Source organism: Bergeyella porcorum (assembly GCF_042427575.1).
GTDB classification, from domain to species: Bacteria; Bacteroidota; Bacteroidia; order Flavobacteriales; family Weeksellaceae; genus Bergeyella; species Bergeyella porcorum.
Map to the genome: position 1 here is coordinate 73,966 of NZ_JBHMFD010000007.1, position 16,586 is coordinate 90,551.

Annotated in this window: 14 protein-coding genes; 4 read left to right on the top strand and 10 right to left on the bottom strand. The window is 39.1% G+C overall.

All coding sequences use genetic code 11. The features are described from left to right. Nucleotides 1-11: 11 nt before the first annotated feature. The 3 genes from ACFFUE_RS03715 to ACFFUE_RS03725 all read right to left on the bottom strand — a co-directional run bounded on the left by ACFFUE_RS03715 (nucleotide 12) and on the right by ACFFUE_RS03725 (nucleotide 2,786). Nucleotides 12-437: a deoxycytidylate deaminase gene (locus ACFFUE_RS03715; RefSeq protein WP_376832866.1), complete on the bottom strand. Its 426-nt coding sequence runs from the start codon at nucleotides 435-437 to the stop codon at nucleotides 12-14. A 7-nt stretch (nucleotides 438-444) separates the two neighbouring features. Continuing rightward, nucleotides 445-1,206 carry an enoyl-CoA hydratase-related protein gene (locus tag ACFFUE_RS03720; protein WP_376832867.1) on the bottom strand — a complete coding sequence of 254 codons (762 nt, stop codon included), beginning with the start codon at nucleotides 1,204-1,206 and terminating at the stop codon, nucleotides 445-447. Between the two features lie 92 nt (nucleotides 1,207-1,298). Continuing rightward, nucleotides 1,299-2,786 (bottom strand): catalase, encoded by a 1,488-nt coding sequence (locus ACFFUE_RS03725; protein WP_376832868.1) that lies wholly within the window; start codon nucleotides 2,784-2,786, stop codon nucleotides 1,299-1,301. A gap of 87 nt (nucleotides 2,787-2,873) precedes the next feature. Here ACFFUE_RS03725 and ACFFUE_RS03730 point away from each other — a divergent pair, with 87 nt between their 5' ends. After that, the gene (locus tag ACFFUE_RS03730) at nucleotides 2,874-3,821 is read left to right on the top strand and encodes a hydrogen peroxide-inducible genes activator (RefSeq protein ID WP_327985247.1); all 948 of its coding nucleotides are present in this window, start codon (nucleotides 2,874-2,876) and stop codon (nucleotides 3,819-3,821) included. Between the two features lie 232 nt (nucleotides 3,822-4,053). Beyond that, the gene (gene metK, locus ACFFUE_RS03735) at nucleotides 4,054-5,334 is read left to right on the top strand and encodes a methionine adenosyltransferase (protein WP_376832869.1); all 1,281 of its coding nucleotides are present in this window, start codon (nucleotides 4,054-4,056) and stop codon (nucleotides 5,332-5,334) included. Nucleotides 5,335-5,398: 64 nt separating this feature from the next. Here metK and ACFFUE_RS03740 read toward each other — a convergent pair whose 3' ends face one another. Continuing rightward, nucleotides 5,399-5,743 (bottom strand): hypothetical protein, encoded by a 345-nt coding sequence (locus tag ACFFUE_RS03740; protein WP_376832870.1) that lies wholly within the window; start codon nucleotides 5,741-5,743, stop codon nucleotides 5,399-5,401. A gap of 135 nt (nucleotides 5,744-5,878) precedes the next feature. Between ACFFUE_RS03740 and ACFFUE_RS03745 the strand changes: the two genes are divergently transcribed. Then, nucleotides 5,879-8,488 (top strand): MGH1-like glycoside hydrolase domain-containing protein, encoded by a 2,610-nt coding sequence (locus ACFFUE_RS03745; RefSeq protein WP_376832871.1) that lies wholly within the window; start codon nucleotides 5,879-5,881, stop codon nucleotides 8,486-8,488. Nucleotides 8,489-8,551: 63 nt separating this feature from the next. Here ACFFUE_RS03745 and ACFFUE_RS03750 read toward each other — a convergent pair whose 3' ends face one another. The 3 genes from ACFFUE_RS03750 to eno all read right to left on the bottom strand — a co-directional run bounded on the left by ACFFUE_RS03750 (nucleotide 8,552) and on the right by eno (nucleotide 11,885). Further along, a complete protein-coding gene (locus tag ACFFUE_RS03750; protein ID WP_376832872.1) occupies nucleotides 8,552-8,971 on the bottom strand; it encodes an OsmC family protein in 420 nt (139 codons plus the stop codon). Between the two features lie 112 nt (nucleotides 8,972-9,083). Continuing rightward, nucleotides 9,084-10,370, bottom strand: coding sequence for a citrate synthase (locus ACFFUE_RS03755; protein WP_376832873.1), 1,287 nt, complete (start codon nucleotides 10,368-10,370; stop codon nucleotides 9,084-9,086). A 222-nt stretch (nucleotides 10,371-10,592) separates the two neighbouring features. Next, nucleotides 10,593-11,885 carry a phosphopyruvate hydratase gene (gene eno / locus ACFFUE_RS03760; RefSeq protein WP_376832874.1) on the bottom strand — a complete coding sequence of 431 codons (1,293 nt, stop codon included), beginning with the start codon at nucleotides 11,883-11,885 and terminating at the stop codon, nucleotides 10,593-10,595. 169 nt (nucleotides 11,886-12,054) lie between these two features. On the opposite strand from eno, the gene ACFFUE_RS03765 reads away from it, so the two are divergent. Next, the gene (locus ACFFUE_RS03765; RefSeq protein ID WP_327985238.1) at nucleotides 12,055-12,969 is read left to right on the top strand and encodes a dimethylarginine dimethylaminohydrolase family protein; all 915 of its coding nucleotides are present in this window, start codon (nucleotides 12,055-12,057) and stop codon (nucleotides 12,967-12,969) included. 874 nt (nucleotides 12,970-13,843) lie between these two features. Here ACFFUE_RS03765 and ACFFUE_RS03770 read toward each other — a convergent pair. From ACFFUE_RS03770 to ACFFUE_RS03780, 3 genes are all read right to left on the bottom strand, one after another. Further along, nucleotides 13,844-14,557, bottom strand: coding sequence for a DNA-binding domain-containing protein (locus tag ACFFUE_RS03770; protein WP_376832875.1), 714 nt, complete (start codon nucleotides 14,555-14,557; stop codon nucleotides 13,844-13,846). Between the two features lie 201 nt (nucleotides 14,558-14,758). Then, on the bottom strand, nucleotides 14,759-15,277 hold the full coding sequence (locus tag ACFFUE_RS03775) for a hypothetical protein (RefSeq protein WP_376832876.1): 519 nt from the start codon (nucleotides 15,275-15,277) through the stop codon (nucleotides 14,759-14,761). A gap of 152 nt (nucleotides 15,278-15,429) precedes the next feature. Beyond that, the gene (locus tag ACFFUE_RS03780; protein ID WP_376832877.1) at nucleotides 15,430-16,584 is read right to left on the bottom strand and encodes a phage tail-like protein; all 1,155 of its coding nucleotides are present in this window, start codon (nucleotides 16,582-16,584) and stop codon (nucleotides 15,430-15,432) included. Nucleotides 16,585-16,586 lie beyond the last annotated feature (2 nt).

Sequence of the window (16,586 nt, forward strand, 5' to 3'; positions counted from 1 at the left end):
AAAGGTTAGATTTAAAGACTCAACTCTTCCAATGGGATTTTCAGCACTTCTATCTTGTGTTGTTTCAGGAAATCTACCCCCTCATTATCAGAATATTCGTGAATATAAACCACACGACTAATCCCCGATTGTAAAATCAGTTTGCTGCATTCCTTACACGGAGATAGGGTGATGTATAGCGTGGCATCTTTGGCAGATTGTGTAGAACTTGCTAGTTTTAAGATGGCATTGGCTTCTGCGTGCAATACATACCATTGGGTTTTGCCGTCTTCATCTTCGCATTGGTTGTCCGAGCCAGAGGGCGTTCCATTGTACCCATCGGAGATAATCATACGGTCTTTTACCACTAAGGCTCCCACCTGTTTCCGTTTACAATAGGAAAGTTTTGCCCACTCCAAAGCCATTTTGAGGTAGGCAATATCAAATTTATTGTGCATTGTTTATTTAGAAATTAGGTTTTCTTTTTTCCAAAAATGCCGTAACACCTTCTTGCTTGTCTTGCATTTCAAATAATGCTCCAAAGGCTTTTATTTCAGCTTCATAACCTTCTGGTGTATCTGAAAGGTTGATAACCTCAATTGCTTTTTCAATGCCCATAGGTGAATTTTTAGCAATTTGAGCCGCCAATTCTTTGGTTTTATCTAAAAGCTCTTCTTGGGTACAAACTTCATTCACTAGACCTATTTCTTTAGCCTTGGTGGCTGAAATCATTTTGGCTGAAAAAATCATCTCGTTGGCAATCCCTTTTCCTACCAGCTTGGGCAAACGCTGGGTACCACCATAGCCCGGGATAAGTCCCAAGGTAACCTCTGGAAGCCCTAGCTTAGCATTATCGGAAGCATAGCGGATGTGACAACTCATCGCCAATTCTAGACCACCACCCAACGCAAAACCATTAATGGCTGCGATGGTTGGTTTTTTAGAATTTTCCAACTTGTTGAATAGGGAGTTTTGTCCGTTTCGGGCAAGGGCTTCCGCTTGTTCTGTATTAAAATCACTAAACTCCTTGATGTCTGCTCCTGCTACGAAAGATTTTTCACCACTTCCTGTAAGGATAATCACACGGCAGTCTTGGTCGGCATTCAAAGCATCTATGGCTTCGCTAAGTTCCTGTATTGTTTTAGCATTCAGGGCATTCAAGCTTTGAGGTCTATTAATGGTGATGATAGCAGTTTTATGGTCTCGGTCAATGATAATGTTTTCCATTTTATTGTATAATTAAAAAAATAATGATTGAAAGTAAGCTATTCTAAAATCTAATCTCTAATATCTAAAATCTAATCTCTAGCATCTAATATCTATTTTGTATGCACAAAAGTGCTGGCATCAATGGTTACGCCAAGCCCGATGGCGATTTTCATTCCCAAATCAATATTCGCACGGAAGAAATGGCACAGTTGTCGGTTGATAATTTCATCTTTCCTATCGCCATCTATCTTTTTCATATGAGCCACAATATTGCTCACGAGATGTTGGCGTTCTTCATCGTTCATTGCTTTGGTGTAGAGTAATCCTGGCTGCGTATAGTGGTCGTTATCCTCTTCGTTTCTATCAAAATGAGCCACCTGATTGCTGTCTATTTCGTACTCATAATTGCGGTAGTTTTCATCAGGTTGAATATCACCAAAGCTATTAGGAAAATAGTTAGGTGCATCTTCATAATCTTGAGAATTTGCCATTGCTCCATCTCTTTGGAAATTATTCACGCCAAAAGGACATCTATTGACCTCCAACTGATGAGCATTAACACCTATTCTGTATCGGTGGGCATCAGGATAAGAAAACAACCTACCTTGCAGCATTCTATCTGGCGAAAAGCTGATGCCATCTATGAGATTGCTCGGCGAAAAAGCGGCTTGCTCCACGTGTGTAAAATAGTTGGGTGGCAAGGTATTGAGTTCTAGTTCACCCACTTCTATCAATGGAAAATCTTCGTGAAACCAAACTTTGGTTACATCAAAAGGATTCCATCGAAATTCTTTTGCTTGCTCCTCGGTCATTACTTGGATGTAAAGTGTCCATTTAGGAAAATTGCCTTTTTCTATGGCGTTTACCAAATCTTCTTGTGCAAAATCAGGGTTTTCACCTTTCATTTGAGTGGCTTCCACATCGGTAAAGTTTTTGATGCCTTGCTGAGTTTTGAAGTGAAACTTCACCCACACGCGTTCCCAGTTGGCATTAATCATAGAAAAGGTATGAGAGCCAAATCCGTGCATATGGCGGTAGCCGTAGGGGGTTCCTCTATCAGACATCAGAATCATCACTTGGTGCAAACTTTCTGGGTTTAGCGACCAGAAGTCCCACATCATTGTATGGCTCTTTAGGTTGGTTTTAGGATGGCGTTTCTGAGTATGGATAAAATCTGGAAACTTCTTTGCGTCTTTAATGAAGAATACGGGCGTATTATTGCCTACCAAATCCCAATTGCCATCTTCGGTATAGAATTTCAAGGCAAAGCCTCTTGGGTCTCGTTCGGTATCGGCACTGCCTCGCTCCCCACCTACGGTAGAAAATCTAGCGAAAACCTTGCAGGAGTTGCCTACCTTAGAAAACAGCTTTGCACGGGTATATCTTGTAATGTCATTAGTAACAGTAAAAGTACCATACGCCCCAGAGCCTTTGGCGTGTACTACGCGTTCTGGGATTCTTTCTCTCACAAAATGAGCAAGATTCTCTTGCAACATAAAATCTTGAAGCAATACAGGGCCTCTTGCCCCTACCGTCTGTGAATTTTGATGTTCATAATACGGGATTCCCGAAGCATTGGTAAGCTTTTTCTTCTTCATAAGGATAAGATTTTTACGCTACCAAAGTTAATCTATTTTTTTTTACCTTGAAAAACCAATATCTTTGTAATTGAAAATTTTTGATTTATGAACATCCAGCAATTAGAATACCTCATCGCCGTAGATCGTTATAAACATTTTGGAAAGGCTGCACAAGCCTGCTTTATCACCCAGCCTACATTAAGTGCAATGATTCAAAAGATAGAAGATGAGCTGGATGTAAAAATTTTTGATAGAACCACCCACCCCATAAGAACCACTGATATTGGAGCACAGATTATTGCTCAGGCTCATAAAGTGATCGATTCTGTAAACGAACTGAGAAATACGGCAGACCTACTAAACAATGTGTTGGGAGGGAAAATCAACATTGGGATTATCCCTACCGTTTCCACTTATATTTTGCCAACCGAAATTTTTAGTTTTCTAGAAAAAAATCCAAAAGTGGAAATGGTGATTAAAGAAAACACAACAGAAAACATCATTAAAGGTTTGAAATCTGGAGAAATTGATGCTGGGATTATCTCCACACCGTATTCTGAGGCAAGCGAATTTTACCAAGAGTTTCTCTTTAACGAAGAACTGATGATTTATTCCAACGAAGCCAACTTAGCCATAGACACCTTTGTGGTACCAGAGGAAATAGATATGAATAGGGTATGGCTTTTGGAAGAAGGCAACTGCCTAAGAACGCAGTTTGAAAACATTTGTCAACTGAAGGAAAATTCTCTAAAACCGAAAAACCTAGAGTTTAAAGCATCTAACATTGGTACATTGGTACAGATGGTGGATAAGATTGGCGGGGTTTCCATCATTCCAGAGCTGGCACAGACGCAGCTTTCGGAAGGGCAACATCAGAAAATATCAAGATTTAGAAAGCCTTTTCCGTATCGTGAAATCAGCATCATCTACTATAAACCGACTTACAAACAGAAGATTATAGATGAGCTTGCGGCTCATATCAAAAATTCTTTGGAGCAACAGCTAAACTACTATCAGAACCCCGAAGATTTCGTAAGTGTAAAACCGCAATAGAACGAAATTAAGCTAAAAACAAGACTCGCTTAAAATTAATTTTTTAAGCGATTTTTTTGTATTTAGAAAATAGTCCTTAAATTTGCACCGAAATAATCACAGAGGAAAAATTTGACTGATTGCAACCTCATTAAAAAATGCTAAAACAGAATATTCTTTTTTAGTCTCTTTTGGTTGAATATCAATCTTTCGCTTTTTTCCGAGTTTTAAACCCTTAATAAAAGAGATAATTATGCCTTATTTATTTACATCTGAATCCGTTTCAGAAGGACATCCGGATAAAGTTGCAGATCAGATTTCTGATGCTCTTATAGATCATTTTTTGGCGTATGATGCCAATTCTAAAGTAGCTTGTGAAACCTTGGTAACCACAGGACAAGTGGTGCTGGCTGGGGAAGTAAAATCTGAAACCTATCTGGATGTGCAAACCATTGCAAGAGAGGTTATCAAAAAAATAGGATATACCAAAGGGGAGTATATGTTTGATGGAGATTCTTGTGGCGTAATCTCTGCAATACACGACCAATCACCAGACATCAACCAAGGGGTGGACAGAGCAGCAGAGGAAGATGATTTTGAAGCCAAAGCCAATGCTCAGGGAGCGGGCGACCAAGGAATGATGTTTGGCTATGCTACCAATGAGACCGATAACTATATGCCACTGGCATTAGATTTGGCTCACGCTATTTTGAAGGAATTGGCAGCTCTGAGGAGGGAAAACACTGAGATACAATACTTGCGTCCAGACTCTAAAGCCCAAGTAACCATTGAATATTCTGATGATCACAAGCCTATTAGAATAGATTCTATTGTGGTATCTACTCAGCACGATGAGTTTGCAAGTGATGAAGTAATGCTGGCTAAAATTAGAAAAGATATTACGGAAATTTTAATCCCGAGAGTGAAAGCCCAACAAAAAAAGGAAATCCAAGACCTTTTTAATGATGAGATTAAATACCACATCAATCCTACAGGAAAATTTGTGATTGGAGGGCCTCACGGAGATACAGGGCTTACGGGGAGAAAAATCATTGTAGATACCTACGGCGGTAAAGGTGCCCACGGCGGTGGTGCTTTTTCTGGTAAAGACCCTTCAAAAGTGGATAGAAGTGCTGCGTATGCTACAAGACACATTGCTAAAAATCTAGTGGCTGCTGGGGTAGCAGATGAAGTATTGGTTCAGGTGTCTTATGCTATTGGGGTGGCAGAACCTTGTGGCTTGTACATCAATACCTACGGCACAGCAAAGGTAGATTTATCTGATGGTGAAATCGCTCAGAAGGTGTTGAAAATTTTTGACCTTCGCCCTTATGCTATTGAAAAAAATCTAAAACTCCGTAATCCAATTTACCAAGAAACTGCCGCCTATGGTCATATGGGAAGAGAAAGCTATGTAGGCAGCAAGGTGTTCAATGCTGGAAAAAAGAATGAGCTAAGAATAGATAATCTAGAGTTTTTCACTTGGGAAAAACTAGACAAAGTAGAAGCCATTAAAGCTGAATTTGAAATTTAATTTTTCATCACAATAATAAACCAACCGATTCATTTGGAATCGGTTGGTTTTGTTTATTACAATATTATTGTCCTCTCGCCTTTTTTAGCAGAATAATAGCGTTGCCCTGTGTGATGCTAAGACTATCGCCATAAGTTCTTACTTCAATATCGTGTTCCGCATATAGGTTACCTTCTGTGGTTGTATTGGTTTTGGGAAGGGTAATGGTTTTATTGTTGCTGAATATTTTTATTTTTTCATTCCCATTATCATTGATGAAAGTGATGTGGGTATTGGAGCCATCTTCCGCTACATAGCGAAATTTCTCTTCGGTAATGGTGTTCTCCTGAGCTACAACGCCTTTGTTGCCGCCATCTTTGCAGTTCAGCATTAAAATCCCGATACTCAAGGCGAATATTATTTTTTTCATAATCATAAATTATATGGTTAGACTTATTTTAAGACAAATTTAAACAAAATTGGACTGATTATTGTTACTAACCAGCGGTAAAAATTTCATTATTTTTGATGAAAATCTCTATTTAATATTTTTAATTTTTATAAAATGAATGCAGAAAAGGAACGCTTGAAAGATGAGCAGTGGAAAGTCTGGGGTCCCTATGTGAGCAACAGACAATGGGGAACGGTAAGAGAAGATTATAGCAATGATGGTAATGCTTGGGGCTATACTTCGTATGAACAAGCACTTAGCAGAGCTTATAGATGGAATGAAGATGGTATTGCTGGGATTTGTGATGATAAGCAGCACCTCTGTTTTGCTTTTGCTTTTTGGAATAGAAAAGACGCTTTTATCAAAGAACGCTTTTTCGGGTTGAGCAATCACGATGGCAATCACGGGGAAGATATCAAAGAATTGTTTTATTATCTAGACAATACGCCTACCCATTCTTATATGAAGATGGTGTACAAATATCCCATTAATGCCTTTCCGTATGAAAAACTTCTGAACGAAAACCGAAGCCGAGGCAAAGATGTCCCAGAGTATGAACTGATGGATACGGGGATTTTCGCCGATAATGCCTATTTTGATATTGAAATAGAATACGCTAAAATACACCACGATGATTTCCTGATAAGGGTAAAGGTAACCAATAGAAGCCAAGAGAAGGCACCGCTGGTTATATTGCCTACGCTGTGGTTTAGAAATGATTGGAGCTGGGGCTACGATGTGCTAAAACCCAAAATGAGTGCTTCCTGCAATGGAAAGATTAACATCAATCACGAGAAAGTAGCAATGAGGCATCTCTATGCAAGACACGCTGATACGGAAGTGCTTTTCTGTGATAATGAAACCAATAGTAAAAAACTATACGGAACGGAATCTGAGAACGATGGCTTTTTCAAAGATGGCATTAATGATTATGTTACCAAAGGTTTGGATACCATCAACCCCAATCGTAAAGGAACCAAAGCCGCTTTCTTGGTAGAAACTGAAATAGAAGCAGGCGAAAGCCAAACCTTTGATTTTAGGCTTAGTCCTCACGATATGGAAAATGCGTTTTATGACTTTGATTATATTTTCCAACTCAGAAAAGAAGAAGCTGATGCATTCTATGGTGAATTACAAGAAGGAGTGGAGAACGAAGACGAAATCAATATACAAAGGCAAGCCTACGCTGGATTGCTATGGAATAAGCAGTTTTACCATTATAACCTTTCTAAATGGCTGAAAGGAGACCCCAATCTGAATGCTCCTAGAAACTTTGAGCACTATGTGAGAAATACCGAATGGGAACATATGCTGGCGAAAGACATCCTATCAATGCCAGATAAATGGGAGTACCCTTGGTTTGCCACTTGGGATTTGGCGTTTCACTGTGTGCCATTTGCCTTATTAGATGGTCATTTTGCGAAAAAACAGCTACAATTGCTTACCAAAGAGTGGTACATTCATCCTAATGGGCAATTGCCAGCCTATGAATGGGATTTTAGCGATGTTAATCCACCGGTACACGCGTGGGCAACTTTCAGGGTTTTTAAAATCGATGAAAAAAACACAGGTAAAGCCGATATTGCATTCTTAGAAAGCGTTTTTCAAAAGCTATCGCTCAATTTTACTTGGTGGGTCAATCAGAAGGATAAGAGAGGAAAGAATATTTTCGGTGGTGGTTTCCTTGGATTGGATAATATAGGAGCATTTGACAGGAACATGGAGTTCAAAAACGGTGAGTATCTGGAGCAAGCCGATGGCACCAGTTGGATGGCAATGTTTGCCCTCAATATGATGCGGATAGCAATGGAGCTGGCACTGTACAACCCTGTGTACGAAGATATGGCAATCAAGTTTTTTGAACATTATTTATACATCGCTCAGGCAATGGAAACCATAGGAGAGAAAGATGGGCTTTGGAATGAAGAAGATGGCTTTTTCTACGATGTATTGCAACTGAAAAATGGGGATTCTAAGGCATTAAAATTGAGAAGTATTGTAGGGCTTATTCCAATGTTTGCGGTGGAAGTGGTAGAGCACAAGATGATAGAGCAATTGCCCAACTTCCAGAAAAGGATGAATTGGATACTGAAACACAGACCCGAACTGGCGAAGCTGGTCTCTCATTGGGAAACCGAAGGTAAAGGAAGAAAACATCTGATGAGCATCCTTAGAAAAACCAGACTTAAACGCATCTTGGAGAAAATGTTAGATGAAAAAGAATTTTTATCGGATTATGGGATTCGTTCGATGTCTAAAATTTATCAGGAGCAGCCATTTGTTTTCGAGATTAATGATACCCAATATAGGGTGCAATACCTTCCTGCGGAGAGCGATAGTAGAATGTTTGGAGGGAATAGCAATTGGCGAGGTCCTATCTGGTTTCCCATTAATTTCCTCATTGTAGAAAGTTTACAACGCTTTCATTATTACTATGATGATAGTTTGGAAGTAGAATTTCCTACGGGGAGTGGCAAGGTTCATCATTTAGATGATATTGCAGAAAACCTTATCCATCGCCTTAAATCTATTTTCACGAGAGATACAGAGGGCAATCGCCCATTCAACGGGGAAAATGAGCAGATGAATCGCGATGCGTATTTTAAAGACTATATAATGTTTTACGAGTACTTTAATGGGGATACAGGCAAAGGTTTAGGTGCTTCCCATCAAACAGGGTGGACGGCAACCATTGCTAAACTTATACAGCCGAGATTGAAATAATACAAAAATCCCTTCCAGTTTATTACGCTGGAAGGGATTTTTATTATAGAGAATGGATGTTTTTTATATTTTCTCACCATTTACAAACACTTCATAGCTCACCTCTACATTTGGTTCTAATGTTTTGGAGACCGAGCAATATTTTCCAAAAGAAAGTTCCGCAGCTTTTAGGGCTTTTTTAGGCTCCACTTCTCCTTCTATGAAAAAGGTTACCTTCATTGTTTTAAAAGGTTTAGCCTCATCTATGGGAACTCTTTCACCTTCCACCTCTGCAGAGAATTTTGTGATATTTTGTCTTTGTTTTTTTAGGATGGCTACCACATCTATTCCGCTACAGCCCGCTACAGCCATTAGGACGCTTTCCATCGGTGAAACCCCTTTGGCATCTGGCTGAGAAGTGTTGTCTAGAAGGATAGAATTACCTGCCGAGTTGGTACATTCAAATAAGAAGTCATCATTGATTCTGTTAAGTCTGATTTTCATATTGTCTAAAGGTTTTAATAAAAAAGATTAACCATAAAATTCTCTTTGGGTAACAATCTGCTACGGTGGAGTCTTTTATGGTTAAGCTTAAATTGAACTAATCTTTTGTTGATTATCTTTTATCTATGGCTACATAATCTCTTTTCTGAGCCCCTTGATAAACTTGTCTAGGTCTTCCGATAGGGTCGCCCATTAGTCTCATTTCTTTCCATTGAGAAATCCAACCAGGTAATCTTCCCAAAGCAAACATTACGGTGAACATTTCTGTAGGGATTCCCAAAGCTCTGTAGATAATACCAGAGTAGAAATCTACATTTGGATAAAGCTTTCTTTCTACGAAGTATTCGTCTTCCAAAGCTACTCTTTCCAGTTGCATTGCAATATCCAATGCTTTATCTTGGATGCCTAATGCGTTAAGAATATCATCTGCTGCCTTTTTAATGATTTTAGCTCTTGGGTCAAAGTTTTTGTACACTCTATGCCCGAAGCCCATTAGACGGAAGCTATCTTCCTTATCTTTAGCTTTTGCTACATATTTTGCTACATCACCACCATCTTTTTCTATAAGTTCAAGCATTTCAATCACTGCTTGGTTGGCACCGCCGTGCAATGGCCCCCAAAGTGCAGAAACCCCTGCAGAGATAGACGCGAAAAGCCCAGTATGAGCAGAGCCCACCATTCTCACTGTAGAAGTAGAGCAGTTTTGCTCGTGGTCTGCGTGGAGGATAAGGAGTTTATCCAAAGCATTTACTACAATTGGGTCAATCTCAAAATCTTTGTTAGGTCTGCGGAACATCATTCTGTAGAAATTTTCCACATAGTTTAGAGAATCATCACCGTGGTTTAGTGGCAATCCGTTCATCTTTCTGTAAGTCCAAGCACAAAGGTGAGCAAATTTTGCAATGAGCATTTCCGCAGCGTGGTCTAGGTCTTCTTTAGATTTCACATCTACCGCTTTGGGGTTGAATGCCGTGAGTGCGGATGTAAGTGAAGATAATACCCCCATTGGGTGGGCAGATCTTGGGAATGCGTCCAAAATCTTCTTCATTTCTTCAGCTACAAAATTGTACTCTTTAATATTTTTTTCAAATGCTGAAAATTCCTCTTTATTTGGAAGTTCACCGTGAAGCAAAAGGTACATTACTTCTGTAAAATTAGACTGCTCTGCAATCTGCTCTATTGGATAACCTCTGTAGAACAATTCTCCTTGATCGCCATCCAAGTAAGTAATTTCACTCTTGGTAGCTCCTGTGTTTTTATAACCTAAGTCTAAGGTAATCAGACCTGTTTGGTCTCTTAGTTTTGAAATATCAATCCCTCTATCTCCGATGGTGCTTTCCACGATAGGATACTCAAAAGAGTTCCCATCATAATTTAATATTACTTTGTTATCTGCCATTTTAATTAAAATTTTGGCTAAATGTAAGCAAAAAAAAAATATCAGTCAAATGTTTGTACGGATATGAGTTATAATTTTTATCTATACAAAAGATTGATAATTTATTTCAATCCTTATTTTTGATTGATTTTGTTTTTAAATGTAGCATAATCAGATTGTTAAGGTAAATAAAAAAGCATCGGAAAAAACCGATGCTTTGCATTGTGAAATTTTTGTTAAATATTATCTCTTCACTTTAAAGGCATCTAAACCTGGGAAGATGGCAGTGCTGCCAAGTGCTTCTTCTATTCTTAATAGTTGGTTGTATTTTGCCATTCTATCAGAGCGAGAAGCAGAACCTGTTTTAATCTGCCCACAGTTCATTGCTACGGCAAGATCTGCGATGGTAGCATCTTCTGTTTCTCCCGAACGGTGAGACATTACAGATGTATATCTGTTGTGCTGAGCCATCTGTACGGCAGCCATTGTTTCAGAAAGAGAACCAATTTGGTTTACTTTCACTAGGATAGAGTTGGCAACGCCTTCTTGGATACCTCTAGAAAGTCTTTCTACATTGGTTACGAATAAATCGTCCCCTACGAGTTGTACTCTATCGCCAATCTTATCAGTAAGGAGTTTCCATCCTTCCCAATCATCTTCTTGCATACCATCTTCTATGGAAATGATAGGGTATTTAGCACATAATTCTGCCAAGTAAGATACTTGCTCTTCTCTTGTTCTTACGGCACCTTTTGCACCTTCAAATTTGGTATAATCATAGATGCCGTCTTTGTAGAATTCAGAAGAAGCACAGTCTAGAGCCAGCATAAAATCATCACCTGGTTTGTAGCCTGCTTTTTCTATTGCTTGGAGAAGCGTATCTAGGGCATCTTCCGTTCCGTTGAATGTAGGGGCAAAACCACCTTCATCACCTACAGCTGTAGAAAGTCCTCTGCCTTTAAGGATAGATTTTAGATTATGGAAAACCTCAGTTCCTTTTCTCAATGCGTGAGAGAAAGAGTCTGCTTTTACAGGCATAATCATAAACTCTTGGAATGCAATAGGAGCATCGGAGTGAGACCCTCCATTGATAACATTCATCATAGGAACAGGAAGCGTATTGGCATTAGCCCCACCTACATATTTGTAAAGAGGCATTTTAAGCTCAGCTGCTGCTGCCTTAGCTACGGCTAATGAAACCCCAAGAATGGCATTAGCACCTAGTTTTCCTTTATTGCTGGTACCATCCAAATCTATCATAATTTGATCGATAAGGTTTTGCTCTAAAAGTGGAAGCCCCATCAATTCTGGAGCGATTACTTCCCTTACATTTTCTACTGCTTTCAGCACCCCTTTTCCAAGGTATTCATCGCCGCCGTCTCTTAGTTCTACGGCTTCGTGCTCTCCCGTAGAGGCACCCGATGGCACAGCAGCACGCCCCATCACGCCACTATCGGTAAATACATCTACCTCTACGGTAGGATTTCCTCTTGAATCTAAAATTTGTCTTGCTTCGATGTAAGAAATGTAACTCATTGTTTTATATTTTAAAATGTTTTGATTTTAATAGGTCATAACTCTCGCAAAGTTAAGGAAAAATGATGATACTTTTTTATGATAAATGTCTTGACTTGTTTTTCTTTCTCAAAAAATAAATTTCCCTCTTACAAATCCTTTGCTTATATTTGCGAGTAAGCATTATTTTATGAAACTGAACATCAAAAACGAAACTGCAAGATTAAAATCAGTGGTATTGGGGCAGCCAAAATCTAATGGGGCTGTGCCTACTTTAGAAGAAAGCTATGATGCCAAATCCTACTACACCATCGCTCACGATGTCTATCCCACAGAGGAGGATATAGTGTCTGAAATGGACGCCTTTGAAAAAGTGCTGAAAAAATATGATGTAGAAGTCCTTCGCCCCGATGTGATTCAGGATTACAACCAAGTGTTTGCGAGGGATGTAGCCTTTGTTATAGAAGATAAAATGATTCTTAGCAACCTTATCCCAGACCGTGCCGATGAACAAGAAGCATATAGCAAAATCTTTGAACGAGTGGCGTGGCGTGATATTATCAATCTGCCAGAGTCTGCCCATGTAGAGGGTGGCGATGTGATTGTGTGGAATGATTTTCTTTTCATTGGTACTTGTTTCAGTGAAGATTATAGAAATTTTAAAACAGCCAGAACCAATGAATACGCCATCGAAATCCTCAAGGAGTATTTCCCTAAGAAGAGAATCATAGATTTGGAGCTGAAGAAGAATGATACCGTGCCTTATGAGGGGATATTGCATTTGGATTGCACCTTTAATCCCGTAGGGAAAGATAAGTGTATCATCTATAAAGATGGTTTTGTAGATGAAAGCGATTATCGTTTAATCTTGGATATTTTCGGAGAAGAAAATTGCTTTCATATCACCAAAGAAGAAATGTTTGATATGAATCCCAATATATTTTCCATTTCACCAGAGGTAGTGGTTTCAGACAAGGCGTTTGGAAGGATGAACCAGCACTTGCGTGAGCAATGGGGAATGACTGTGGAAGAAATACCGTATAGAGAAATTTCTAAAATGGGAGGACTTCTCAGGTGTTCTACAATGCCATTAGTGAGGGAATAAAATACTTGAGGCTCGTCCGAAAAGTTTCGGACAGCCTCTTTTTTAATTTAAGGTTTAATGTTGAGAGGTTAGAAGTTAGATGTCAGAGGTTAGAGGTTAGAAAGTTAATAGTCTTTTTTCTTTGCTCTTTCATCAAAAACTCAAAACTCAGCACTTAAAATTGGTTGATAGTTGTCGGTTATTTGCTAAGAATCTAGAAAGTTAGAGGTTAGAGGTTAGAAGAAAGTCTTTTCTCTTTCTTCTTTTCTCTTTTTTCAAAAAAAACTCAGCACTCAGCACTTAAAACTTGAGTTTGGTTGATGGTTGATGGCTGATGGCTGATTGTTAATGGTTAATGGTTAATTGTAAACCAGCTCAAAACTAAAGCAAATAGTATTAGCGTCTTTGCCCCCTTCGGGGGCTGATTCAAAACTTGAGTTTGGTTGATGGTTGACGGTTGATTGTTAATGGTTAATTATTAATTGTTAATGGTAAACTAACTCAAATTGGTTGACAGTTGACTGTTGATAGTTGTCGGTTGATGGTGAACTCAAAACTCAAAACTCAGCACTCAACACTAAAATTGGTTGACAGTTGATGGTTGTCGGTTGACGGTTGATGGTAATAGGGGAAATTTGTAGGGGTGTATCGCATACGCCTATTGTATTTGCAGGGGGCATCATTCCATCATAATAGGGCGAATGCAATTCGCCCCTACATTGTTTACCCGACATTGTAGTGTCCTACCATTCGATATTATAATATCAGAACGACCTACATTATAATGTCGGAGCGACTGACACGCTAATGTAGAACACCCTGACATTACCGTATCCCTATATGAGGACACAAGTAGAGACGCTATATATAGCGTCTCTACATTATTTGTAACAGATTATAATATGCTGATATTACTCTCCAAACTAGCGGTTCGTGGTTCTTTCAAAGGAGTATTCCCACTGCTTCCTTGCGTAGTAACGCTCAGCTCATAGGTGCCCGCCGAAAGCTCTGGTACCAAAATAAGCAAACGCGAAGGCTCATTCAGCACGATATCACTTGCCTCTACTTTTACCTTGGCTTGGGTTTCTACATTGGTGAAGTAGATGCCATTCTCTGCGTGGTCGCCTGAAATCTTGATGTAAGTCCCTCGTATCTCTGCATTTTTGCCCACCGTAAGCGTACCATCGCTCTTACCCGTAGATTTATCTGTGATGCTGAACAAACTCATTGGGCTAGATTGCTCACCGAGAATTTCTACTTTGAGCTGAGCAATCTCCTTCCTTAGCAGGGCACCTTGGTTGATATTGATGTACACCGAGTGCTTCTCTGCGTCCCAAGATTTGCTATGAAACACACCCTTGATGGCAGGCCGCATCAAGACCAAACCTGTATTAATGCTATACCCACTGGCTACCATCTCTGCGGTCTTGCGATTGAAGCGAGAGATGATGTCTATAGCGGTCTCTGCTTTTATCTCCATACCCTCTTTGATGAGGGCGGCTACTATCTCTGCAACGCCTACACTACCCACCACTACGGGCGTTGCCACAAAATCACTTTGGTCTTCGGTTAAGAGGTTGGGTCTTAACCACGCATTGAGTTTGCTCATTTTTTTTGTTTTAATATACTTTATACTTTTGTACAATGTACAATGTACGATGTAAAATGTAAAATGTACTATGATTCTTTATACTTTGTACTTTATACTTTTATACTATGTAAAATGATACATCATGCTCTAATACGAGATATTTTTATCAAGTAAGCAAAAAAGCCGTCTTTCACAATAGCTGTGAGACGGCTTCTCCTTTTATTTCAAAAGTTTTTCTAATTTCTCTAAACGAGATTCTAATTCTTTGTTTTTAGATTTCAACTCCTCGTTTTCTTTTTTAAGCTCAATTGTGTGCAAGTAAAGCTCCTCAATTTTCTCTACATTGGTTAATTGAGTTTCCATTAAATCTACATAACCTTGAGCCTTGATAGCTTCTGCGGATTTATAACCAGGCAAATGTCCGTTAGCTTTTACGAAATCTTCTACTTGGCTTAGAGTTTTGAAAGTATAATCTGCCTTGATAGAAGAGTTACCTGTATAATACTTTTGGAATACGTAATCTGGGAAAATGGTTGCACCGTTGGTACCTTGAAACGAAGTTGCTTTTACCATACCTGTGTCTGTGATAGATACAGGTGCTGTTGTACGGTCTGTTCCTGCTGAATTTACTGCCAATTTCACTGATGCATTTGTAGCATCTTCTACCCATTTAAAGAATGTTGAAGCAGTAGTAGACGTCCCTACTTTTAACACACCATCTGCATCTACTGTTACCACTCTATCTGTAGTAGCTGTAGCATCCGCTAAATCTCCAAAACGAATTTTTCCTGCTTCTGTGTGGATAGCTCGATTGAATTCTGTCCCTCCCGCTATATTACCTATGTAAAGACCATAATTATTTTGTACAGAATGAACCGTTCCCGAAACATTTAACCCTTCATAAAAAAACCTCTTGAATCAGTAATACTCAATGTTCCTTTCATATTTTTCATTTTATTTGATACTTCTACACCTCTTAGAGCAACAATCGATAATGAATTTTGACTTAAGAAATTATTAGTACCCGCAAAGTTTGATAAATGAGAAATCTCCCCTGTTGCATTAACAAGAAGTTGGTTATTAGAAACCACTCCTATTTGTTGATTAGAACTCTGATTAGAATTATACGCCGCCGTAAATCTACCTCCAACAACATATCCTGTAGATTTTCCCGAACTTAATCTTGCATCTGAATAAGTTCCTACCATATATTTGGAATCTCCTTGACCATCATGTCTTGCTACAGAATATGTTGCCATCTGAAACATATAATTCTTTGTATTTGAAGGAGATGTTGCTACTTGAATATCATCACCTATTAAAAAAGAAGTATTATCTACCGAAGTGTCTGTAGCATATAAAATTCCTCTATTTAAAATATGACGAGGAGCTCCTAATATAGTCGGCGTATAAGTAGATGCATCAATTTTCTTATAATGAGCATTGTAAGGCGTGGCATCAATATCTAATGTCTCTGTTACTAAAGTTCCCGTAGGATATCCTGACGGAGTCAAATTTGCAGATGCATTTAAGTAATCATAACTTATCATGTTTTGATTAATAAATCCTCCTTTACGATTATAAAATATTTGATTTCCAAATAAATCTCCTCCACTTCTCTTTAGGGTAATTCTGTTAGTAGCCAAATCGTATACCCACTCTTGGTCTTGAGGGGTATTCTTTGCTTTCACCCATTCTGTACCATCATAGTAATAGTAACCTTTCTCTGTAATCTTGGTTACTTTAGCATTGTTGCCTGCATAGGAAGCAATGGTGCTAGAAGCATCATCCGTTACATAGACCAATGTTCCCTCTACAAGCAAAGTGTCTTCTATGTTCGCTACTCTGGTTTTGGATAGTTTAGGGATGAGAATCCCCTCGTTGGTCGTCGCTGTTTCTTGGCTATTGTCGTCATTGGGACGGATGTCTATGGTCGCCTGCGGCGTCATTATATTAATCCCTACTTTGCCTAAATGAGCCTTGTCCGTTTGGGCACTGGCAAATCCTACTGCCAGTAGCCCCGCTAAAATAAATTGTTTCTTCATCT